We start from the raw sequence: 21,253 nt of genomic DNA on the forward strand, positions 1-21,253 counted from the left end.
TCAGGGAAGCAGCTTGTCCGTCTCATCGCGGAAACCCGCTTCAAGCTGACCGCCACCACCGGGCAGCGTCGGGTCCTTGAGTTCCTTCTGCGGCTCCAGATGGCCGGTTTCCACCGGCTTCACCTCGGGCGAAGGTTCCGCGCCCGGCTTGACGACACGCCAGATGATCCCGGCCGTATCGTCGCTGACGAGCAGCGCGCCGGTCTTGTCCCAGGCCACCCAGGTGGGGCGGCCATGGGTCGTACCTTCACCGGTGTTGAACCCGGTCAGCACGCGCTGCGGTTTCACGTCCTTGGGATTGCCGTTGGCATCGAAGGGGATGAAAACGACATCGTAGCCTACCGCCGGGCGACGGTTCCACGACCCGTGGCGCGCAATGAAGGCGCCATTGTCGAACTTCTTACCCAAGCGGCTGCCGCCCTTGTCGAACACCATGCCGAGGACGGCCGTATGCGCGCCCATCGCGTATTCGGGCTTGCGGGTATATTCGATCATGTAGGTCTGCATCGGCCACTGCACGCGGTCGTCGAAGGTGTTCTTCCAATAGACCCAAGGCCAACCGTACTGCGCGCCGACGGGCACGTTGGTGAAGTAGTCGGGAACAAGATCCGGGCCCAGCATGTCACGTTCCTGCACGGTCGCCCAGAGTTCACCGCTCGATGGATTCCAGTCCATGCCGTTGGGGTTGCGCATGCCCGCCGCGAACTGACGGCGCTTACCAGTGTCAGTATCAATTTCCCAGATCGATGCGCGACCGGCCTCTTCCTCCATCCCGTTTTCGGCGATGTTGGAGGCGGAGCCAACGGCAACGTAAAGGTGCTTGCCATCCGGGCTCAGCACCAGATTGCGCATCCAGTGGTTTCCGCCGGGCCACAGGTCCATCAGCTTCTTGGCGGAACCTTCCAGCTTGGTGGCGCCCGGTTCGAAGGGAAATTCGAGAATTTCGTTGTGATTGGCGATGTAGAGCTTGCCGTTGCCATAGGCCATGCCCGAGGGCGAATGCATGTCGGCAGTGCGGAAATCGAATTTCTGCTCGGCCTTGCCGTCCCCATCGGCATCGCGCAGCAGCATGATCGTATCGGGCGAAGGAACACCGGCACCGACCTTGTTCATCATCCAGCCCATCACCATGCCGGTAATCCCGCCGCTCTCCGGACGCGGTGGAGCATTGGTCTCGGCAACCAGAACGTCACCATTGGGTAAGGTGAGCATCGTGCGCGGATGGTCGAGACCTTGCGCGAAACGGCTGACTGTCAGTCCGTCCGCCGCCTTAGGCTTCTCGTTCTCGCCCCAGCCGACCGTCTCGAGTAGCTTTACGCTCGGCAGCCACTGCGGATCGGGTTCGACCAGCTTCGGGTCCTTGCCTGCGGTCGCATCGCTGGGAAGGTCCGAGGAATTGGAATATTGAGTCCAGGCCACCACCCCGATCAGGACGAGGATAATGGCAACTATGGCAAGGGCAGCCTTCTTGAGGATCGAGCGCATGGCAAGGAGATAGGCCCACGCCGCCTAGGCGGCAACCGCGAGTTGCGCTAACGGAGGCCCTATGTACGACTTTGCCCCCCAGCACGACCTTGAAAAGCCTGAACTCTATAGCGCCCTCTCGCGCGCAGCGAGCGCTCTGGTGGAAGGGGAGCCCGATCCGATCGCCAACATGGCGAATATGGCAGCCCTGATCTGGCAGTTTGTCCCCGACCTCAACTGGGCCGGATTCTATCGCGTGGTTCCCGGCGCGAAAGGCGATGAACTCGTTCTCGGTCCCTTCATCGGCAAGCCTGCCTGCATCCGCATTCCCATCGGCAGCGGTGTGTGTGGAACGGCTGCAGCCCTTGGAACAACGCAGGTCGTGGCCGACGTTCATGCCTTTCCCGGCCATATCGCCTGCGATGCGGAAAGCCGTTCCGAGCTGGTCGTGCCTGTCGTCAGCAATGGCCGCGTGATCGCCGTGATCGATCTCGACAGTCCGAACCCGGGCCGCTTCGACCAGCAAGATGCATCGGGAATGCAGCTGGTAGCGCAGGTGGCAGCGCTCTCTATCTGAGCGCTGAACTGCACCGATTCGGGACATCGCCGAAGGATCCGGGCAAAACGCTTGGTTTTCTGCGGATTGCGATGCTAAATTTCGCGTTAACTTACGGAACTAACCGTAACGCTTTCGCGAAAGGGTACTCCCGATGCGCTTACCAGTTTCCGCTGCGGCTGCAGCATTCGCCATTCTCGCCACGCCAGCCATGGCGCAGGACGCCCCTCCGCCAGCGCCTGTTCCCTATCCCGGCGCTCCGGTCGGTGCGCAGGTGCCGTACCCCGGTGGCCCGCAGTACGGCAGCTATGATCCCATGGCAACGCGCGAAGCCTGGCTCGCCGATTGCCGCAAGCGGCTTTCGAAGCGCGACTCCGGTGTGGGCGGCGCCGTAATCGGGGGTGTAATTGGCGGGCTCGCGGGTAACCGTATCGCCGGCAAGGGCAACCGTACGGTGGGTACCGTGGCCGGGGCAGCGATTGGCGCGGTGGCCGGGGCCGCGATCGACAAGGCCGAGGACTCCGGCCGGAACCGCGATGAGTGCGAAGCCTATCTCGACAATTACTACGCCCAGTACGCGCGCGGCGGTTATCCCGGCTATGGCTATGGGTACGGACAGGGTTATGGTTACGGCAACCAGCAAGGCTATTACCCCGCGTACGGATATGCCGCGCAGGGTTGCTGCATGACCCAGCCGATGATGGCGGTTCCCATGATGATGGTTCCGGTTACGCAAGCGCAGCCGCAGTGCAAGGAGACCGTGGAATACGTCTACGAAGACGTGCCGGTCCGCCCTGTTCCGAAAAAACGTTACATTCCCAAGCGGACCAAGATCGTGCCCGACAAGCGCGTGAAAACGGTTCCCGACAAACGCATCAAATCGGTGAAGTAAAAAAAGAGGCCGGAGAGTACGAACTCTCCGTCCTCTTTTTTCAGAACAGCGTGGAAACGCCCAGATGCGGATCCACCCAACCGTCGTAGATCATCTTGCCTGCGACGTAGAGGATCACGACCAAGCCCAGATACGCAATCCAGCGATAGCGCTCGATATACCGGGCGATGAAGTTGGCTGCCACGCCCATGAGGATAACCGAAAGCAGCAGACCGACGATCAGGATACCCGGATGATCTCGTGCCGCACCCGCCACCGCGAGAACATTGTCGAGGCTCATCGAGACGTCGGCCAGGGCAACAGCCCATGCGGCACCGGCAAAGCTCTTGGCCGCATGCAGCCCGCTTTCCTCGTCGCCCTCGATCTCGGGAGAACCGGCGCTCTGCCCGCTATGGTGCAATTCGCGCCAGAACTTCCAGGCCACCCACAGCAGCAGCAGACCGCCTGCAAAGATCAGCCCGACAATCCCCAGCAGCCAGGTCACCATCAAGGCAAAGACGATGCGCAATACGAGCGCAGCGCCGATGCCGATCATGATGACCTTCTTGCGGTCGGCCGCCGGCAGTCCTGCTGCCAGGGCGCCGACGACAATCGCGTTGTCGCCGGCGAGCAGGAGGTCGATCATCAGAACCTGACCGAAAGCGGCCAGCGCCGCCGGTTCGGAAATGTTGGAGAAATCGGCGATGATATGCTGCCAGATTTCTGCCGGACCTCCGAGCGAAGCCGCTTCGGCTAGCATTCCCAGGATGATCAAAACTCCAGACCCCGCTTACTGGTTCATCGTGGCGAAGAAGTCCTCGTTGGTCTTCGAGTCCTTCATCTTGTCGAGCAAAAACTCCATGGCGTCGACAGTTCCCATCTGCATGAGAATTCGGCGCAGCACCCACATCTTCGAGAGCTGATCCTTGGGAACCAGCAGCTCTTCCTTGCGGGTACCGGACTTGCCGACATCGAGCGCCGGGAAGATGCGCTTGTCGGCCACCTTGCGGTCGAGCACGATTTCCGAGTTACCGGTGCCCTTGAATTCTTCGAAGATGACTTCGTCCATGCGGCTGCCGGTATCGATCAGGGCCGTGGCGATGATCGAGAGCGAACCGCCCTCCTCGATGTTACGCGCGGCACCAAAGAAACGCTTCGGACGCTGCAGGGCATTGGCATCGACACCGCCGGTCAGGACCTTGCCCGAGCTGGGCACCACGGTGTTGTAGGCACGGCCCAGACGGGTGATCGAGTCGAGCAGGATGACGACATCGCGCTTGTGCTCGACGAGACGCTTGGCCTTCTCGATCACCATCTCGGCAACCTGGACGTGGCGCTGGGCCGGTTCGTCGAAGGTCGAGGAGATGACCTCACCTTTCACCGAGCGCTGCATGTCGGTGACTTCCTCGGGACGCTCGTCGACGAGCAGCACCAGCAGAAAGACTTCCGGATGGTTGTCGGTGATGGCCTTGGCCATGTTCTGCAGCAGAACGGTCTTACCCGTACGCGGCGGCGCGACGATCAGCGCACGCTGGCCCTTGCCCTGCGGGCTGATGAGATCGATGACGCGTGCCGACTTGTCTTTGACCGTCGGATCGAGGCTATCGAGCTTGAGGCGCGAGTCGGGATAGAGCGGCGTCAGGTTGTCGAAGTTGACACGGTGACGCACCACATCGGGATCGTCGAAATTGATGCTGATGAGCTTGGTAATGGCAAAATAGCGCTCGCCATCGCGCGGCGCGCGGATTTCGCCTTCAACCGTGTCACCGGTGCGCAAGCCCCACTTACGGACCTGGTTGGGCGAGACGTAGATATCGTCGGGACCGGCAAGATAGTTCGCCTCCGGGCTGCGCAGGAAGCCGAAACCGTCGGTAAGAACCTCGATCGTGCCCTGGCCGACGATTTCCTCGCCGTCCTCTGCCACTTCCTTGAGGATGCCGAACATGAGATCCTGCCGGCGCATGGTCGAGGCGCCTTCGACGCCCATTTCCTCCGCCATTTCGACCAGTTCTGCCGCGTTTTTCTTCTTGAGTTCTTTGAGATGCATTTTGTGTAGATTCCGAATGGAAAAAGAGATGTCGGCCGGCGGATCGTTGGGCTTGGGGAAAGCAGACCCGGGCATGCGAAAGGGCTTCGCTGCCCCGTGCCGGAGTACCGTTCAAATAAGCGTTGCCATCGCTACGGTCAACGTATCATCGGCCGGCGCGCGTACAAAGCGCGTCGGAACGATCATTTATCAGGGTCGGCCTGCGCCTCTCGGCCTTCCTTGATGATCTTGCCGAACGCGGACAACTTGCCGGCTTTGGCCTTCATTTCGGCTGAACACCGTTCCGCATCGGCCTGTATCTCGGTGCGGTAGGTTTGCGTGGTTGTCAGTTCGCGCAGACTTTCCACCGTTGGAAAGTCCGGCTGACGTCCCTCGATCCGGCCTACGTAGAACATCATCGCCCCGATAACGCCGGACTTTTCACTTTCGGTCATGCCCTCGCTGTGCGCCACTGCAATCGCGAAGACGCCCATGCATCGCAAGTCGCTTTCGATAGCAGGATCGACCCCCGCCAGAGCCGCCGCTGCCACCAGACCGACGATCATGACATGTCTCCCCTAGAACGGTTTGACGACCACCAGCACCACGATGATCGCAGCGGCAAGGCCCGGCACTTCGTTAAGCAGGCGCAGCTTCTTGCCGGTAAGCGGCCTTTCGCCTTTCGCCAGCTTCTTCCCATAGCTCACGAGCCAGCCGTGATAGCCGCTGAGGGCAACCACGAAGAGCAGCTTGGCATGGAGCCAGGGAGCAACCCACCAGCTGCCGGCATATGCCAGTGCGAGACCGAATACCCAGACGAGAATCAGCGATGGCGTCAGGATGATCTTGCGCAGCTTGGCCTCGCGATCGATCCAGCGCGCTTCCTCGGCCGAACCGGGCTCGGCCTCCTGATGATAGACGAAATAGCGGGGTAGCATGAACAACCCGGCCATCCAGAAGATCACGAAGATGATGTGCCCGGCTTTCAGCCAGAGGTAGGTGGTCTGCAAGATCTGCTCCATGAGGTCAGCCTCTTAGCGCCTGCCCCCGGCGCGTGTCAGCCCCTGTTTGTCGTCGCAAGGTCCAAGTCTGCCGATCAGCGTTCCCAGGCCCGCAGCACACCGAGCAGCCGCTCGACGTTCTCGATCGGCGTATGCTGGCCAATACCGTGCCCGAGATTGAACACATGCGGACGCCCCGCAAAGGCATCGAGCACATCGCGTGCCTGACGGTCCAGATCGTCGCCGCCAGCCAGCAGCAGCAGCGGATCGAGATTGCCTTGCACGGGCATGCCGTCCGGAAGATTCCCGGCCGCCCAGACGGGATCGACGGTTTCATCCACACCCACGGCATCGACACCGGTTTCGCGGGCATAAGCGACCAGCTTCTCTCCCGACCCCTTCGGGAAACCGATGATCGGCGTTTCGGGATGACGCGCCTTGAGGGCCGAGACGATCCGGGCATTGGGCGCGATCACCCATTTCTCGAATTGTGCCGGGGCAAGACTGCCTGCCCAGGAATCGAACAGCTGCACGGCTTCGGCACCAGCCTCGATCTGACCGGAAAGGTATTCCACAGTGACCTCGATCACCGCATCGATGATCGCCTGGAATGCCACCGGATCGCGATAGGCCATGGCCCGGGTCTCATGCTGATCGCGGCTGCCTTCGCCAGCCACCATGTAGGTCGCGACGGTCCAGGGTGAGCCTGCAAAACCGAGCATGGTTTTGTCCACAGCCAGCGAAGTCCGCACTTTCCGTACGGTTTCGTAGATCGGTGAGAGCCGCTCGGGCACCGCTGTCAGCCCTTCCAGCGCATGATCGACGAGCTTGGGGGACAACTTCGGTCCTTCGCCTGCCAGGAACCTGAGATCCTGACCCATCGCATAGGGCACAATCAGAATGTCGGAAAACAGGATAGCGCCATCGAAGCCGAACCGGCGGATCGGCTGCAAGGTAATCTCGGTTGCCGCGTCGGTATCGTAGACCAGCGCAAGGAAGCCGCCCTTTTCGGCGCGCAGTTCCCGGTACTCGGGAAGGTACCGTCCCGCCTGGCGCATGAGCCAGACAGGCCGCTTGGTCGCATTCTCACCACGGAGCGTGTTCAGGAGGAGGCCGGGCATCGCGTTTCGGATCCGATCAAAATAATTTAGAATTTTTATAAAAGATTGATGGAGTCTGTTGGTCCTGTGGATATCGGGGACGAGCGCGCCTTGCCCGATTTGTCCCGCGATGAACAGGGTGAAGTGACCGAGCCGACTCTGAGCAGCGCCGTGGTCAAGCAAAGGTTGTTCGCCTTGTCCACAGGGTGTGGAACCGCGCCCCAGGCTGTCCACAAGTCGGGCTGGGGAATGCGGGTAGCGGGCAGGAAATCGGCCCTGCGAGTTGTCACCGGATCGATCCCGTGGTTTATGCCGGAAGATATCCACAAGGAGCCCGAACTCCCGCAAAAAGGCACTTCATGGCGCGTTTCAACCTGCATCTCCTCTCGGACTCGACCGGCGAAACGCTGGAGATGATCGCTAAGGCTGCGCTTGCCCAGTTCGACGATTCCGACGTTCTTCGTCACTTCTGGCCGATGGTGCGCTCGCAGCAGCATCTCGACCGGATCATGGGCGAGATTGCCGCCCATCCGGGTCTGGTGTTTTACACACTGGTCAACGAGGAAACGCGCGGCCGGCTGGAGGAGCGGTGCCAGGCGCTCGGCCTTCCGGCCATTGCCGTGCTCGATGGTGTGACCGACGCGCTCGAGGCGCATCTCGGGCAGGAAGCCAAGGGGCGCCCCGGCCGCCAGCACAGGCTCGACGATGCCTACTTCGCGCGGGTCGATGCGATTCAATATACGATTGCCCATGACGACGGCATTGCCTGGGAAGATTGGGAAGAGGCCGACATCCTGCTGGCCGGAGTCTCCCGCACGAGCAAGACGCCGACGAGCATCTATCTCGCCAATCGTGGATACAAGGTGGCGAACATTCCCATTGTTGTGGAAAGCCCGCCGCCGCCTGCCCTGTTTGGACTCAAGCGCCCCATGGTGGTGGGTCTGACCACGGCGCCGGAGCGCTTGATCCAGGTACGCCGTAATCGCTTGCTTTCGCTCAGCCAGTCGCCGGACACAGACTATGTGCAGATGGAAAAGGTCGAGAGCGAAGTGAAATATGCCCGGCGCATGTTCGCCGACAATTCCTGGGCGGTCATCGATGTCACGCGCCGCTCGATCGAGGAAACGGCGGCTGCGGTGATCAATCTCTATAATGAACGTAAGGCGGCCGGCATTCAGGGTCAGGTCGGTCCGAAGCCGATCTGAAGAACCAGGAAATACCGATGATCGTCCTTGCCTCCCAAAGTGCGTCGCGCCGCGCCATGCTCGAAGCTGCCGGAATCCCCTTCCGGGCACAGCCCGCCCACGTCGACGAGCGGGGTATTGAACTGGCGCTGGGCGATGCCGGCCCGGCCAAGATCGCTCTCGAACTGGCAAAGGCAAAGGCGCTGGCCGTGTTTGCCGAAGAGGAAGTCGTGCTGGGAAGCGATTCCCTTGTGGCATGCGGGGGGAGACGCTTCGACAAACCGGCCTCGCGCGAACAGGCCGCCGAGCATCTGCGCTTCTTTTCGGGCAAGGTCATGGAATTGCACAGCGCTGCGGCCCTGGTTCGTGACGGGGACGTGCTTTGGGCTGAAAACGCCGTGGCCCAACTGCATGTGGCCGATCTGTCCAACTCTTTTATAGAGAGCTATCTGGAAGCCGAATGGCCGGCCGTTGCCGGCTGCGTCGGCGTCTTCCGTATCGAAGCACGCGGCGTTCAGCTGTTCGAAAAGATCGAGGGTGACTATTTCACCATCCTTGGCATGCCGCTGCTCAAGGTGCAGGCGGCTTTGCGCAAGTTGGGAGTGATGCAGCAGTGAACGTGCCTTACGCCGAGGTGATCGGCGATCCGATAGCGCAATCGAAATCGCCGGCGATTCACACCTTCTGGCTTAAGAAACTGGGGCTGGAAGGCCATTATAGCCCTTGCCTTGTCGAGTTGGCCGGTCTCGAGGCCTATCTCGCCGAACGCCGATCCGATCCCGACTGGCGTGGCTGCAATGTCACTATGCCACACAAGCTCGCGATCGTCCCCATGCTCGACCGGCTCGATCCGCTCGCGGCCAAGATCGGAGCGGTGAACACCGTCGTGCGCGAAAACGACGGAACGCTGACGGGATACAACACCGACGCTCCCGGTTTCCTGGAACCCTTGCGCGATGAACTGGCTAAAACACACCTGTTCCGTATGGCGCGTGTACTCGGCACGGGAGGTGCAGCTCGCGCGATCGTTGCGGCACTGGCGCAAGAGCACTTCGTCATTGTCCTGGCCGGCCGCGATCCGGGCAAGGCGCGGGCAATGCTCGATGAACTGGCGTCCGGTAAGGATCACCACGCGATCGATCTTGCCCATTTCGTGCATCCGACCGACTTTGCTTTCGATCAGCGCGAGGGCTGCATGGATCTGATCGTCAATGCCAGCCCGCTTGGCATGACCGGGCAGCCGCCGCTGGCGTTCGATTTCAGCCATGCCCCGCCGGGCAGTGTCGTTTACGACATCGTTACCAGCCCGCTCGATACACAGTTCCTCAAGGAAGCGCGGGAAGCCGGATTTTCAACGGTCGATGGTCTATCCATGCTGATCGGGCAGGCGGATAGTGCTTTCGAGCATTTCTTCGGCCGGAAGCCTCCGCGCGAAGACGATCAGACATTGCGGGACCTGATCCTGTCATGACGAAAGAGAAGAAGCGGCAGACCATCCTCGGCCTCACCGGTTCGATCGGCATGGGCAAGTCGACCGTGGCGGGCATGATGCGTGATTTGGGGGTGCCGGTGTTCGATGCCGATGCTGCCGTCCACGAACTGCAGGGACCGGGCGGTGCGCTGTTGCCGGCCATCGAGGCAGAATTTCCCGGGACGACCGGACCGGACGGAGTCGACCGGCAGAAACTGGGCGCTGCGGTATTCGGTGACTCCGAAAAGCTCAAGCGACTCGAGGAAATCGTGCATCCGGCCGTCGCGGCCATGCGCAGCGGCTTTCTTCGGGACAATGCGGATGCCCCTCTCATCGTCTTCGACATTCCACTGCTCTATGAAAAAGGGGGGCAGCAGGGACTTGATGCCGTAGCGGTGGTGTCGGCGCCCGCTTCCGATCAACGCGAACGTGTTCTTGCGAGGCCGGGCATGACCGTGGAAAAGTTCGAGCAAATTCTGGCACTTCAGGTGCCCGATGCGGAAAAGCGTGCGCGTGCCGATTTCGTGATAGATACCGGTACAAGCCTGACACAGACGCGCAATCAGGTAGCCGGTATCGTCAGGACGCTGGAACGAGCAGAATAATCGTCGGCAGGCCCTTGCGCAGGGGGCTATGCAGGCAGATATGGGAAGAGATGCGAGAGATCATCTTCGATACCGAAACGACCGGTTTCGACCCCAAAAGCGGGGACCGCATGGTGGAAATCGGCTGCATCGAAATGATCAACCGAGTTCCTACCGGCAAAACATTTCACGCGTATTTCAATCCTGAACGCTCGATGCCCGCTGAGGCGGAGGCCGTGCACGGCCTTTCGGATGCTTTCCTGGCTGATAAGCCTCTGTTTTCCGAGCTTGCGCAGGATTTTCTCGATTTCATCGAAGATAGCCCGATGGTCGCTCACAACGCCGGGTTCGACTTCAACTTCATCAATGCCGAGCTGACGCTTTGCGGCCTGCCCATCGTCGGGAAAGACCGCATGGTAGATACCGTGGCACTGGCCAAGGTGCGTCATCCCGGTGCCAAGCTTTCCCTCGATGCCTTGTGCTCGCGCTATGGCATCGATCGCAGCCACCGCACCAAGCACGGCGCGCTCCTCGACGCAGAACTGCTCGCGCAGGTCTATGTCGAGCTTCGCGGCGGCCGCCAGATCGGCCTCGAGCTTGTTGCGGAAACCACTGAAATCGTGACGGAAGTCAAAGTCCTCGTTCGCAAGGACCGGATATACCGTCAGCCGCGTCCCCACGCGGCCACCGGCCAGGAACTGGCGGCTCACGCCGAGTTTCTCAAGTCGGTCGATACCCCGCTCTGGGGTGCATGAACTCTAGTACTGAGGAGAATTCGCTCATGGATATTCGCGTCTCCGGTCATCAGGTCGACACTGGTGAAGCCCTGCAGACTCACGCCAACGAGCGACTGATGGCGATCATCGAGAAGTATTTCAGTCGAGCGCTGTCATCGCACGTCACCTTTGGGCGAGCTCCGGCCGGCGCGTTCCGATGCGATATCATCATGCATGTGATGCAGAACCTCGTGCTCAAAGGAACGGGTGTTGCGCATGACGCGCATGTCGCCTTCGACCAGGCGGCCGAGAAGATCGACAAGCAGCTGCGTCGCTACAAGCGCCGTCTCAAGGATCGGCACGAGCAGGCCCAGCACGCAATGGCGGTGGAAGACGCGGCCTACGAAGAGGCCGGGTATACGATCTTCGAAGAATCGCCGGCTGATCGCGACGAAGAAGCGGAAACCGATGCGCCCGTCGTCATCGCCGAAACGCGAGTCGACGTGCCGGAAGCGACTGTCTCCGACGCGGTAATGATGCTCGACCTGCGCAACACTACGGCACTGTTCTTCAAAAACGCTGGAACTGGGCGGCATAATATGGTTTACCGCCGCGGCGACGGCTCGATCGGCTGGGTCGAACCGCACTGACGCTGCCGCAGCGTGCCGAACTTCTGATCGGAAGATAGGGGAGAAACCCCCCGGGTGACCGGGGGTTTTGGGGCATGCATCAATTGGAAACCGATCAAGCCTAGAATTAGATTTGTCATGACTGGTCTTTTTAACCTGCTGCCCGAGGCCGTGACCACGGCGCGTGCGGACAGCAAGGACATCATTCTGGGAAAGCTCGCGGCACAGTTTGCCGGGGTCTATAATCTTGATCGCGATACCGTGCTCAAACGGATCGTGGAACGCGAAGAACTCGGCAGCACCGGGTTCGGTCGCCGGATTGCGATACCGCATGCCCGCATTCCAGGACTGGGCCGGCCCGTTGCAGCGTTCATTCGCCTGGAATCGCCGGTCGAGTTCGATTCTGCCGACGGTATGCCGGTGGACCTGGTCTTCGGCCTTTTGTCTCCGGAAGGCGCGGGTGCCGCGCACTTGCATGCGCTCGCAGCGATTTCGCGCATGATGCGCGATGAAACCATGCACGAAGCGCTGCTGGCTGCGCCGGGGCCGGAAGTGCTGTTCAGTCTGCTCAGCAACGTCATCGATCGCGATGTCGCATGATATGACGGACGGGGAGGCGCCAGAAGTCTCCGGTGCCAATTTGCACTGGCGGGCTCTGGAAGGCCTTTACGCATCCGCGCCGATCAACCACAAGTTTCGCTCGTCTCTCGAAATCGTTGGCGAAGGGTTGTCGCGCATCACCTTTCTGATCGAGCCCGACTGTTTTCACGCGGCCGGCGCCGCGCATGGTACGATCTATTTCAAGATGCTGGACGACGCGGCTTTCTATGCTGCGAATACGCTGGTGACGGACCGCTTCCTGTTGACGACCTCGTTCAACCTCCACTTCAGCAAGCCTATCAAGGGTGGCCGTGTGGTCGCCGAGGGTCGCTGGGTCAGTGGGCGCCGCCGCGTCCTGGTGGCCGAATCGTGGCTGCTGGACGAGGAAGGCGAAGAGGTCGGGCGCGGAACCGGCACTTTCATGCGCTCGCGCATCGCGCTGTCCGGTCTGCCTGGATACACCGCCTCCAAGGTTTCCTGACCCATGGATGCGCGGCTTCCGACTCATATCGAAGTCTCAGGGCTGATCCGCAGCGTCGATGCCGCGGGAGGCTTTGCCACGGTAATCAGGAAAGGTGAACGCGACGCAGGGACGATCATGGTCGTACTCACGGAAAACGGCGCGAATACACGAGCTTACGAGCGTATGCCGCAGCTGGACGGGACCCGCGACTGGCATTGTGTTCGCAACCAAGATATTGATAAAAAACAGGAATTCGAAGACTTCCTGACCCGGCGGGGTGAGCAGGATCCCGACCTCTGGATCGTGGAGCTGGATATCGCACAAGGTGAACGCTTCATCGGGCTCGCGTAAATTTCTTTGTTGACTTGCAAGCTTTGCAAGTTAAGGGGCCCCTCGCAGATGCGCAGGCGGCATGAAAAGACATTTCGGTCTTTGTGCTGGCACGCAGACGGGGAATCGTCGGCAGGTTCGAACGTGAGGTAAAATGCTCCCGAAAGAGCATTCACGATCAGACCTGTGTCAGAGGGTTCACCGCATTTGACCAAGGCAATATGCGTAGCAAGGTTCAGTGGGCGAGCGCGATGGCGCTGGCCGCGACGGTGTTTACCGCTTTGTTTAGCGCCCAGGGTTCGGGCGCGGCGGCGTCGGAGATGATTCCGACTCTCGTCGAACAGAAACCCAAAGTGGAATTCGTTTCCCAGCCGGTTGTTCAGCCGCTCGCCAAGGAAGGTGAAGAGGCTCCCGCAGAGGAAGCAGTCGAAACCGCCCCCGAGAGCGAAGTGACCACGTTGGCGCAGCTCGTGTCCGAGCAGAGCATGCCTGGCAAGATGAGCCGCCAGATGCGCTGCCTGGCTGGGGCAATCTATTTCGAAGCCCGTGGTGAAACGCTCGAGGGCCAGCTGGCAGTCGGCCGCGTGATCGTTAACCGCGCCGCGTCAGACCGGTTCCCCGACAGCTACTGCGGCGTCGTATACCAGCGCTCGCAATTCTCGTTCGTCCGTGGCCGCTCGATGCCCACGATCCACGAACATTCCAACAGCTGGCGCCGTGCTGTGGCGATCGCGCAGATCGCTCAGGCCGATAGCTGGGTCAGCCCGGCCAAAGGTGCTCTGTTCTTCCACGCAGCACGTGTTTCACCGAAGTGGCGCCTCACTCGAGTGGGCCGCATCGACAATCACATTTTCTACCGTTGATGAACGGGCGGGGACCGGTTTGGTTCCCCGCCTGACCGGTTACGCGCGCAACTGAACCCAGACGGGCGCGTGATCGCTGGCCTTTTCCCGGCCGCGATGGGCCTTGTCGACACCGCATGCGACCAGTCGGTCGGCAAGTTCCGGCGAGAGCAGTGCGTGGTCGATCCGGAAGCCATGATCGCGTTGCCATGCGCCGGCCTGGTAGTCCCAATAGGTCCACACGCCGCCACGCGGGTTGTGTGTTGCCAGGGCATCGGTCCAGCCGTCGCCAAGGAGGCGATAGTAGGCGTCGCGTGATTCCGGCTGCATCAGGGCGTCTGAGGCCATGGCAGGGGGTGACCAGACGTCGCGGTCGGTCGGAATGACGTTGAAGTCGCCGGTGACGATGGCCGGTACTTCCTCGGCTTTGATCGCGGCCATGCGTTTTCGCAGCCGCCCCATCCAGCGTAGTTTGTAATCGAACTTGGGTCCGGGCAGCGGGTTGCCGTTGGGCAGATAGATGCACACGACGCGCAAACCGAAGACATCGGCTTCCAGATAGCGCGAGTGATCGTCCTCGGGTTCCCCGTCCAGGCCGCGCCGGACTTCGACAGGCTGTTCGCCGTCAGCGAGGATGGCGACGCCATTGAAGCTCTTCTGGCCGTGCCAGATGCCCTTGTAGCCCAGCTTCTCGAACTCGGAGATCGGGAGGCCTTCATCCTGCGACTTGATTTCCTGCAGGCATGCAACGGCTGGCCGGGTCTCGTCGAGCCATTCGAGCAGGCGCGGCAGGCGGGCCTTCACACCGTTGATGTTGAACGAGGCGATTTTTCTCACACGGAGAAACTCGATCCGCATCCACATCCGGCGGCGGCATTCGGGTTTTCGACCCGAAAAGCGGCGCCACCGAGAGATTCGACGAAATCGACGACGCAGCCGTCGACGAGATCAAGGCTCATCGGATCGACCACGAGCCGGACGCCATCGGTTTCAGTGACGAGGTCGTCTGTTTCGGGCGCGTCGGCGAGCCCGAACTTGTACTGGAAGCCGGAGCATCCGCCGCCCTCGACCGAGAGGCGCAGGATTGCCGGCGTGCCCTGCTTTTCTGCAATGGCGGCGACGCGGGCAGCAGCTGACGGGCTGAGAGTGAGGCTTTGTTGGTCCATGTCCGGAATGTAAGCGCCTCTGCCCCACGCGGCAAGGCGGGAGGGCCGGAAACCGGCTGAATCAGGCCGTGCGGATGTAATCCCGCATGGCGGCCGCTTCTGCTTCCATTGCGTCGATCCGGTATTTGACGAGATCGCCGATCGAGACGAAGCCGATCATCCTGTCATTCTCCACGACGGGGAGATGGCGAATGCGCCGCCGGGTCATCAGGGCAAGGGCACTTAGAACCGGGGTGCCGGGGTCTACGGTTACGGCTGGCTTGGTCATGACGTCGCCGACCGTCATGTCGAGCATCTCGTGGCCGAATTCACGCAATCGGTAGATCACGTCACGTTCGGAGAAAATCCCCGCGATTGCGCCGTTTTCCATGATGGGCAATGCACCGATGCGCCGATCGGCAAGGATGCCGGCGGCTTCGCGTACAGTTGCGGAGACGTCGCATGTGAGGACGGCGTCGCGGCCTTCGATGAGGCGACCAATGGTCATCGTCAACTCTCCCTGTTCTGCTTGGGCCTGCTCCCCGAAAGCAGGCCGGGACAGAGTATCACAGGCCTTGAAGGTTCGCCACTTCGTCCCGCTGTTTGTGCGGCCTGTCACGAGAGGCTTGCGAGAGTGCCCGTCAGCCCTCACATGGGCCAGATGGTTCCCCCCTCACCTCTTGAAGATCCTAAGAATGCGGCACACGCCTGGGCGCGGTATCTGCGCATCATGCGCTGGATGATGCTGGCGACCGTGGGGCTCGTGGCCGTGGCGATTATCCTGCTGTACAAGTCGAACGGGATGGTCTCGATCCACTTCTACATCGCGACGGCCCTCGGGATCGGGTTCACCATGCTGCTGACGTCGGCCCTGATGGGGCTGGTATTCCTTTCCAGCGGTACCGGGCACGACGACTGCATCATCGATCCCCTGGAGGACGAGGATTCGCTGCGATAGCGGCTGGCGGCGCTATAGGTCAGTCCTGCTTGGGCCTGAGGCGGTTTTCCTCGACCGGCTGACCACCGATAAGGTGCTGCTGGATGATCTTCTCCAGCGCCTCTTCGTCGCATGAGTGGTACCATACGCCATCCGGCCAGACGACCGCGACGGGCCCGGCCGCGCAGATGCGCAGGCAATCCGCCTTTGTGCGTGCGACACCGCCCCGGCTGTCGAGGTCAAGCTGCTTGAGGCGCTTCTTCAGATACTTCCAGGCTGCGCGCCCCTTCTCCGGGGAGCAGCACTCCCCTTTCTGCGGTTCGGCGCAGATGAAGATATGGCGATGAATGCCGTTGCCGCCGGCCTTGGCCAGTGCATCCTGCGCGCGTTCGATGTCGGATGCGGTATTCGTCATGCGCGCAGCATCCACGGTTCGATGGAAGTTGCAAAGCTTTCAGGCAGTGGCGCCGGTCCATCGGGTCCCACGGTTACGAGGACCGTGCGGGCGAAGACGATCGGCGTTCCATGCTGCGTGACGACCTGGACGAGCCGGTGACTGGTCCGACCGACATGCTCCATGGCGCAGCCGATTTCGACGCTGTCAGGATAGGCGGCCTCGCCGAGATATTCGATGGCCACGCTGGCGACCATCGATGTCATGCCCACCAGAAGATTGCGATAGCCGCACTGACGGTGGAAGCGAACGCGCGAATCTTCCAGCAGACCTGCCATCGCCACGTTGTTGACATGCAGGTTTACGTCGAGATCGCCGAAACGGGGTTCGATCGTTGTCGTGAAGGGATAGCGCGCGGGATTGAGAAGCGCGGGATCGGGTTTCGCCATGTTCTGCGAAGTAGGCAGCGCTACCCCGCAGGTCCAGTCCGGAATTGGCCGGGCTCAGACCTTCTTGCCGACGATCCGAGAGATTTCTGCCGCGACCAGGCGTTCGACAAGCGGTGGAAGGTTCTTGTCGAGCCACTCGGCAAGCGCCGGGCGCAGCAGTTCACGCGTCAGGTCCTCGAGCGAGGTCTCGCCCGAACGGACGATTTTCGGCGGTGCGCTGGGTTCGGAGAGCATGGCAAGCGCTGCAAGTGATTCGCGCATCGAATCGCGGACCTGATCACGGATCAGCGACGGTTCGATCTCGTCTTCCGTGGGGCCCTCGGTGACCTGCGCGGTTTCCTGCAGCTCGAGAACGTCCTCTTCGGGTTCGGACTGCGCGAGGGGGTTTTCCTCGATCACACCGACATTGGCCCGGCGCTGCCGCTCGATACGCGCACCGGTGCGATTGTCACGGGCAATAACCTGCTTAATCGACTGGAGGATCTCCTCGACCGAAGGTTCGCCGTTCTGATGCATTTCCAATGTCCCCCTGGTGCACCCTTGCAGGACGCAAGCATCGACCTGCCCCGAATCGGAGCTGGCCCTTACTCCTCCGGAATGTCCCCATCCTGGACCGGCGTGTCAACGGTGCTCGTCGAACGCACGACAGGTGCTGGATCGTCGTCCCAATCGAAGAACTTGCCGCGTACCCGCTTGTAGTTGAGATTCGGGTCGTAGAGGATGTCGCTGTCGAGGCTCAGGTCGCGCGCCTCGGCCCTGCCCATGGCGGCCAGCAGATTGAAGCCGGCGACGTAGGCGTTGCGCCGCGCCGTAACCAGCTGCACCTGCGCATTGAGCGATTCCTGTTCGGCGTTCAGGATGTCCAGAATTGTGCGGTTGCCGACGGAGTTTTCCGCCCGCACGCCTTCGAGGCTGAGCGCTGCCGCCTCCACCGCGACTTGCGAGGACCGGATAACGTCGTTGGCAGCAACCCAGGAGGTATAGGCGGAGCGAACCTGAGCAATCACGCTGCGTTCGGTCGCGATTTCGCTTTCGAGAGCGGCCGATGCCTGGGCCTGCGCCTGACGGCGTTGCGCCGCGGGCAGACCACCCTGGAATATCGGGATCGAGATCTGCGCGCCGGCCTGCCCGGTCGTTTCGCTTTGCGCGAACGCAGCTGAACTCAGGCCACCAAGTGTGTTGAAATAGTTGTTGTATGCACCCGATGCGAAGAGGCTGACACGCGGCAGGCGTCCGGCGCCGGCAACGTCAATGTCCTTCTTCGCGGCTCTGGTCTGCTCGCGGGCGGCAATCAGATCCGGGTTGTTTTCCAGAGCGATGTCGACAGCTTCTGAGGGCGTTTCCGGAAGGTTCGGCAGCGGCGGCGGAGCGGCCAGGTCTTCCGGAGCTTTGCCGACCAGCTGGATATAGGTTTCGCGCGCAGCCGCGAGGTTCGCCTCGGCCGCGCGGGCATCGCTCTGCGCGATGGCAAGGCGCGATTGCGACTGGGCGACGTCGGTGCGGGTGAGGTCGCCGATCTCGAAGCGGTCGCTCGTGGCCTGAAGGTTGACCTTGAGGACGTTGACGTTCTTGCGGTTGAGCCCGACGATGGCGCGGTTCCGGATCACGTCCATGTACGCCGCGACGACCGATGCGAAGATCTGGCTTTCAGTGCCGCGCAGACCAGCCTGACCGGCTTCTACGCGGATCTTGGCGGCGTTGATGCGGTTCTTGACCGCCCCGCCGGAGTAAATCGGCACACCAAGCTCGACATTGCTCGTCAGTGCCCGGTCGGGGTTTGAGAACGCGTTGGGGCTCTGCTTGACGAATTCGGTGTATCGGCCGCTGGCATTCACGCTGGGCAAGCCCGACGCGCGTGCGATCGGCACGTTCTCGTCCGTTCCGCGTTGCTGGGCGCGGGCCGACTGCAACGAAGGGTTGGTCTGGTAGGCCATGACCAAGGCCTCGCGCAGGGTATCTGCACGAACCATAGTACCCGCGGTTGTGGCGAACAGGGCGACGCTGGCCAGCAACCCGGCCCGACGCGCGAACCGGGCCACGGTCAGAAGCTCCAGCGCTTGGGTGCCGCGAATTCGGGAAGGGCGGGAATACCGAGTTCGGCAAGCGGAAGCAGGGAGACCGAACCCGCGGCCTTGCAGCCGGTGGCGAGGCGGCTCACGCCGCGTACGACCAGACCGGTCACGATCCGCCCACCTTCGGCGAGCTGCCGTCCGAGCACTTCGGGAAACTCTTCCACGGCGCCATCGACGATGATCAGGGAATAAACGCCTTCGCCGGACAGGCTGGAAACAGCCGAAGGATCGACGGCGTCGAGCGTACCGACAAGCGGGCGCAGCAGCGCTGCCAGGTAACCCTCAGCGTCTCCGACCAGCAGAACCCTGTCGGTTTTCGTCGGCGCGGCCTCGGCGAGCATCTTGCCGTGAACCAGCGGAGCGGCAAGGAAACGACCGTTCCCAAGCGGAATGGCACGGTCGATATAGGCGGCATCGCGCAGCGTTTCGGGAACGTAGTCCTCGCGGGCGACGTGGGCCATCGCCGAAAGAACCCAGGGTTCGTTCACGCCGCTTGTGCGCAGCTGGCTGACGATCATCGCGTGGCGGGCGGCGGACTTGGCGGCGGCGGTCTGTTCGGCCTCTGGCGCCGACCGATCCTCGGTCAAGGTCATCTGGTGCAATTCCCTCATGCATTCACGGATTGCGCGCTGGGCGCTTCGGTTTTCCGCAACAACGGCACTTTCTGCGGGGCCTTCTAGGCCAAGGTGCCATGGAGGCCAAGCGCTTTGACGATACCCTTGTCGATCCACGCAAGCGGTTCGACGATCACTTTGACGATCCTTGGCGCCCGGATTATGGGAGCGGCGCGAAATTCACGTGATCCGCTTAACCGGGAGCGCTTAGTCCATGGCCGAAATGGTGACCATCCGCGAAGACGACCTGATCGAAAGTGTCGCCGACGCTCTGCAATACATCAGCTATTATCACCCGATGGACTACATCCGGGCGCTCGGCGAAGCCTACGAGGCCGAGCAGGGCCCGGCCGCCAAGGACGCGATCGCGCAGATCCTCACCAACAGCCGCATGTGCGCCGAAGGGCATCGCCCGATCTGCCAGGACACCGGCATCGTCAACGTCTTCATCGAGTGGGGCCAGAACTGCCGGCTCGAATCCGATCGCTCCTTGCAGGAAGTGGTCGATGAAGGCGTGCGCCGCGCATACGGTAACAAGGAAAACAAGCTGCGCGCCTCGGTGCTGGCCGATCCCGCCTTCACCCGCCGCAACACCAAGGACAACACGCCGTCGGTGCTCTCGGTATCGATGGTCCCGGGTAGCAAGGTCTCGGTGGACGTCGCGGCCAAGGGCGGAGGCTCGGAAGCCAAGTCCAAGTTCAAGATGATGAATCCCAGCGATTCGATCGTCGACTGGGTACTTGAGATGCTGCCGCAGATGGGCGCGGGCTGGTGTCCGCCGGGGATGCTGGGCATCGGCATCGGCGGTACTGCCGAGCACTGCGTCAAGCTGGCCAAGCAGAGCCTGATGGACCCGATCGACATGGGCCAGCTCAAGGCACGCGGGCCTCAGAACGATATCGAAGCACTGCGCATCGAGATCTTCGACAAGGTCAATGCCATGGGCATCGGTGCGCAGGGACTGGGTGGTCTTTCGACCATTCTCGACGTCAAGATCCTCGACTGGCCGTGCCACGCGGCGAACAAGCCCGTCGCGATGATTCCGAATTGTGCCGCTACGCGCCATGCGCACTTTACGCTCGACGGTTCGGGTCCGAGCTATCTCGAAAAGCCGAACTTGGCCGAATGGCCCGAAGTCGAGTGGAAGCCGAGCAAGGAAGCGATCCGCGTCGATCTCGACACGCTGACCGCCGAGGACGTGAAGAGCTGGAAGCAGGGCGACCGCCTGCTGCTCAACGGCAAGATGCTGACCGGCCGCGATGCCGCGCACAAGCGTATCCAGGACATGCTGGAGAAGGGCGAGGAACTCCCCGTCGAGTTCAAGGGTCGCGTGATCTACTACGTCGGCCCGGTCGATCCGGTACGCGACGAGATCGTCGGCCCGGCTGGCCCGACCACTGCGACGCGCATGGACAAGTTCATGGACATGATGCTCGCACAGGGCCTGCTCGCCTGCGTCGGCAAGGCCGAGCGCGGACCGGCGGCGACCGAGTCGATCGCCAAGCACGAATCGGCTTACCTGATGGCCGTGGGCGGCGCCGCCTATCTCGTTGCGCGCGCGATCAAGGAGGCCAAGGTCGTCGGGTTCGAAGACCTCGGCATGGAAGCGATCTACGAATTCACCGTCGAGGACATGCCGGTGACGGTCGCGGTCGATTCCGAAGGCAAGAACGTCCACCAGCTCGCCCCGCTGGTGTGGAAGGAAAAGATTGCCAAGGAAGGCCTGCTCGCAGACTAAGGGCTTCCTTCGACAAACGACCCATGCGCGCCGACCGATGGATTGGCGTGCAGGGTCGTTTTCGGGC

General features: G+C 61.7%; 28 protein-coding genes. 14 read left to right on the plus strand and 14 right to left on the minus strand.

Annotated elements, in window-relative coordinates; genetic code table 11:
* Window positions 1-1,485 (minus strand): PQQ-dependent sugar dehydrogenase, encoded by a 1,485-nt coding sequence (locus tag IEX64_RS00890; RefSeq protein ID WP_188817304.1) that lies wholly within the window; start codon window positions 1,483-1,485, stop codon window positions 1-3.
* A gap of 61 nt (window positions 1,486-1,546) precedes the next feature.
* Here IEX64_RS00890 and msrC point away from each other — a divergent pair, with 61 nt between their 5' ends.
* Together msrC and IEX64_RS00900 are read left to right on the plus strand one after the other, a co-directional pair.
* Window positions 1,547-2,041, plus strand: coding sequence for a free L-methionine (R)-S-oxide reductase MsrC (msrC, locus tag IEX64_RS00895; RefSeq protein WP_188817306.1), 495 nt, complete (start codon window positions 1,547-1,549; stop codon window positions 2,039-2,041).
* Window positions 2,042-2,174: 133 nt separating this feature from the next.
* Complete coding sequence (locus tag IEX64_RS00900; RefSeq protein WP_188817308.1) at window positions 2,175-2,912, plus strand: glycine zipper 2TM domain-containing protein; 738 nt, start codon at window positions 2,175-2,177, stop codon at window positions 2,910-2,912.
* Window positions 2,913-2,952: 40 nt separating this feature from the next.
* Here the strand turns inward: IEX64_RS00900 and IEX64_RS00905 are convergent, their stop codons facing one another.
* The 5 genes from IEX64_RS00905 to hemE all read right to left on the minus strand — a co-directional run bounded on the left by IEX64_RS00905 (window position 2,953) and on the right by hemE (window position 7,039).
* Window positions 2,953-3,666, minus strand: a complete 714-nt coding sequence (locus IEX64_RS00905; protein WP_188817309.1) for a TerC family protein — start codon at window positions 3,664-3,666, stop codon at window positions 2,953-2,955.
* Window positions 3,667-3,681: 15 nt separating this feature from the next.
* A complete protein-coding gene (gene rho, locus IEX64_RS00910) occupies window positions 3,682-4,938 on the minus strand; it encodes a transcription termination factor Rho (protein WP_188817310.1) in 1,257 nt (418 codons plus the stop codon).
* A 182-nt stretch (window positions 4,939-5,120) separates the two neighbouring features.
* A complete protein-coding gene (locus IEX64_RS00915) occupies window positions 5,121-5,483 on the minus strand; it encodes a hypothetical protein (protein ID WP_188817313.1) in 363 nt (120 codons plus the stop codon).
* A gap of 12 nt (window positions 5,484-5,495) precedes the next feature.
* Window positions 5,496-5,939: a CopD family protein gene (locus IEX64_RS00920; RefSeq protein WP_188817315.1), complete on the minus strand. Its 444-nt coding sequence runs from the start codon at window positions 5,937-5,939 to the stop codon at window positions 5,496-5,498.
* Window positions 5,940-6,013: 74 nt separating this feature from the next.
* The gene (hemE, locus tag IEX64_RS00925; RefSeq protein WP_188817317.1) at window positions 6,014-7,039 is read right to left on the minus strand and encodes a uroporphyrinogen decarboxylase; all 1,026 of its coding nucleotides are present in this window, start codon (window positions 7,037-7,039) and stop codon (window positions 6,014-6,016) included.
* Window positions 7,040-7,377: 338 nt separating this feature from the next.
* On the opposite strand from hemE, the gene IEX64_RS00930 reads away from it, so the two are divergent.
* The 10 genes from IEX64_RS00930 (at window position 7,378) to IEX64_RS00975 (ending at window position 13,858) form a co-directional block, all read left to right on the plus strand.
* Window positions 7,378-8,223 carry a pyruvate, water dikinase regulatory protein gene (locus tag IEX64_RS00930; protein ID WP_188817319.1) on the plus strand — a complete coding sequence of 282 codons (846 nt, stop codon included), beginning with the start codon at window positions 7,378-7,380 and terminating at the stop codon, window positions 8,221-8,223.
* A 17-nt stretch (window positions 8,224-8,240) separates the two neighbouring features.
* The gene (locus IEX64_RS00935) at window positions 8,241-8,819 is read left to right on the plus strand and encodes a Maf family protein (protein WP_188817321.1); all 579 of its coding nucleotides are present in this window, start codon (window positions 8,241-8,243) and stop codon (window positions 8,817-8,819) included.
* Window positions 8,816-9,673: a shikimate dehydrogenase family protein gene (locus IEX64_RS00940; protein ID WP_188817323.1), complete on the plus strand. Its 858-nt coding sequence runs from the start codon at window positions 8,816-8,818 to the stop codon at window positions 9,671-9,673. The genes IEX64_RS00935 and IEX64_RS00940 overlap by 4 nt, the downstream gene beginning before the upstream one ends.
* The gene (gene coaE, locus IEX64_RS00945) at window positions 9,670-10,278 is read left to right on the plus strand and encodes a dephospho-CoA kinase (RefSeq protein WP_188817325.1); all 609 of its coding nucleotides are present in this window, start codon (window positions 9,670-9,672) and stop codon (window positions 10,276-10,278) included. The genes IEX64_RS00940 and coaE overlap by 4 nt, the downstream gene beginning before the upstream one ends.
* A gap of 50 nt (window positions 10,279-10,328) precedes the next feature.
* Window positions 10,329-11,012, plus strand: a complete 684-nt coding sequence (gene dnaQ, locus IEX64_RS00950) for a DNA polymerase III subunit epsilon (RefSeq protein WP_188817327.1) — start codon at window positions 10,329-10,331, stop codon at window positions 11,010-11,012.
* A gap of 26 nt (window positions 11,013-11,038) precedes the next feature.
* On the plus strand, window positions 11,039-11,623 hold the full coding sequence (hpf, locus tag IEX64_RS00955) for a ribosome hibernation-promoting factor, HPF/YfiA family (protein ID WP_188817329.1): 585 nt from the start codon (window positions 11,039-11,041) through the stop codon (window positions 11,621-11,623).
* A gap of 117 nt (window positions 11,624-11,740) precedes the next feature.
* Complete coding sequence (locus IEX64_RS00960) at window positions 11,741-12,202, plus strand: PTS sugar transporter subunit IIA (RefSeq protein ID WP_188817331.1); 462 nt, start codon at window positions 11,741-11,743, stop codon at window positions 12,200-12,202.
* 1 nt (window position 12,203) lies between these two features.
* Entirely contained in the window at window positions 12,204-12,683 is a 480-nt protein-coding gene (locus IEX64_RS00965) for a PaaI family thioesterase (protein ID WP_188817333.1), read from the plus strand.
* Window positions 12,684-12,686: 3 nt separating this feature from the next.
* On the plus strand, window positions 12,687-13,016 hold the full coding sequence (locus IEX64_RS00970; RefSeq protein ID WP_188817335.1) for a DUF1491 family protein: 330 nt from the start codon (window positions 12,687-12,689) through the stop codon (window positions 13,014-13,016).
* 200 nt (window positions 13,017-13,216) lie between these two features.
* Window positions 13,217-13,858: a cell wall hydrolase gene (locus tag IEX64_RS00975; protein WP_188817607.1), complete on the plus strand. Its 642-nt coding sequence runs from the start codon at window positions 13,217-13,219 to the stop codon at window positions 13,856-13,858.
* Window positions 13,859-13,897: 39 nt separating this feature from the next.
* Here IEX64_RS00975 and xth read toward each other — a convergent pair whose 3' ends face one another.
* The 3 genes from xth to IEX64_RS00990 form a co-directional block, all read right to left on the minus strand.
* Entirely contained in the window at window positions 13,898-14,674 is a 777-nt protein-coding gene (xth, locus tag IEX64_RS00980; RefSeq protein ID WP_229709994.1) for an exodeoxyribonuclease III, read from the minus strand.
* Window positions 14,671-15,003 carry an iron-sulfur cluster insertion protein ErpA gene (gene erpA, locus IEX64_RS00985; RefSeq protein WP_188817339.1) on the minus strand — a complete coding sequence of 111 codons (333 nt, stop codon included), beginning with the start codon at window positions 15,001-15,003 and terminating at the stop codon, window positions 14,671-14,673. The genes xth and erpA overlap by 4 nt, the downstream gene beginning before the upstream one ends.
* Before the next feature lie 61 nt (window positions 15,004-15,064).
* Window positions 15,065-15,490, minus strand: a complete 426-nt coding sequence (locus IEX64_RS00990; RefSeq protein ID WP_188817341.1) for a CBS domain-containing protein — start codon at window positions 15,488-15,490, stop codon at window positions 15,065-15,067.
* Window positions 15,491-15,643: 153 nt separating this feature from the next.
* Between IEX64_RS00990 and IEX64_RS00995 the strand changes: the two genes are divergently transcribed.
* Window positions 15,644-15,940, plus strand: a complete 297-nt coding sequence (locus IEX64_RS00995) for a hypothetical protein (RefSeq protein WP_188817609.1) — start codon at window positions 15,644-15,646, stop codon at window positions 15,938-15,940.
* A gap of 19 nt (window positions 15,941-15,959) precedes the next feature.
* Here the strand turns inward: IEX64_RS00995 and IEX64_RS01000 are convergent, their stop codons facing one another.
* The 5 genes from IEX64_RS01000 to IEX64_RS01020 all read right to left on the minus strand — a co-directional run bounded on the left by IEX64_RS01000 (window position 15,960) and on the right by IEX64_RS01020 (window position 19,427).
* Window positions 15,960-16,334, minus strand: a complete 375-nt coding sequence (locus tag IEX64_RS01000) for a (2Fe-2S) ferredoxin domain-containing protein (protein ID WP_188817343.1) — start codon at window positions 16,332-16,334, stop codon at window positions 15,960-15,962.
* Window positions 16,331-16,762, minus strand: coding sequence for an acyl-CoA thioesterase (locus IEX64_RS01005; protein WP_188817345.1), 432 nt, complete (start codon window positions 16,760-16,762; stop codon window positions 16,331-16,333). The genes IEX64_RS01000 and IEX64_RS01005 overlap by 4 nt, the downstream gene beginning before the upstream one ends.
* A gap of 54 nt (window positions 16,763-16,816) precedes the next feature.
* The gene (locus IEX64_RS01010; protein WP_188817347.1) at window positions 16,817-17,278 is read right to left on the minus strand and encodes a DUF2497 domain-containing protein; all 462 of its coding nucleotides are present in this window, start codon (window positions 17,276-17,278) and stop codon (window positions 16,817-16,819) included.
* 68 nt (window positions 17,279-17,346) lie between these two features.
* Entirely contained in the window at window positions 17,347-18,801 is a 1,455-nt protein-coding gene (locus tag IEX64_RS01015) for a TolC family outer membrane protein (RefSeq protein ID WP_188817349.1), read from the minus strand.
* Window positions 18,802-18,803: 2 nt separating this feature from the next.
* The gene (locus IEX64_RS01020) at window positions 18,804-19,427 is read right to left on the minus strand and encodes a protein-L-isoaspartate O-methyltransferase family protein (RefSeq protein WP_188817351.1); all 624 of its coding nucleotides are present in this window, start codon (window positions 19,425-19,427) and stop codon (window positions 18,804-18,806) included.
* A 235-nt stretch (window positions 19,428-19,662) separates the two neighbouring features.
* Between IEX64_RS01020 and IEX64_RS01025 the strand changes: the two genes are divergently transcribed.
* A complete protein-coding gene (locus IEX64_RS01025) occupies window positions 19,663-21,186 on the plus strand; it encodes a fumarate hydratase (RefSeq protein WP_188817353.1) in 1,524 nt (507 codons plus the stop codon).
* The last annotated feature ends 67 nt before the right edge of the window (window positions 21,187-21,253 follow it).

Source organism: Novosphingobium indicum (assembly GCF_014645195.1).
GTDB classification, from domain to species: Bacteria; Pseudomonadota; Alphaproteobacteria; order Sphingomonadales; family Sphingomonadaceae; genus Novosphingobium; species Novosphingobium indicum.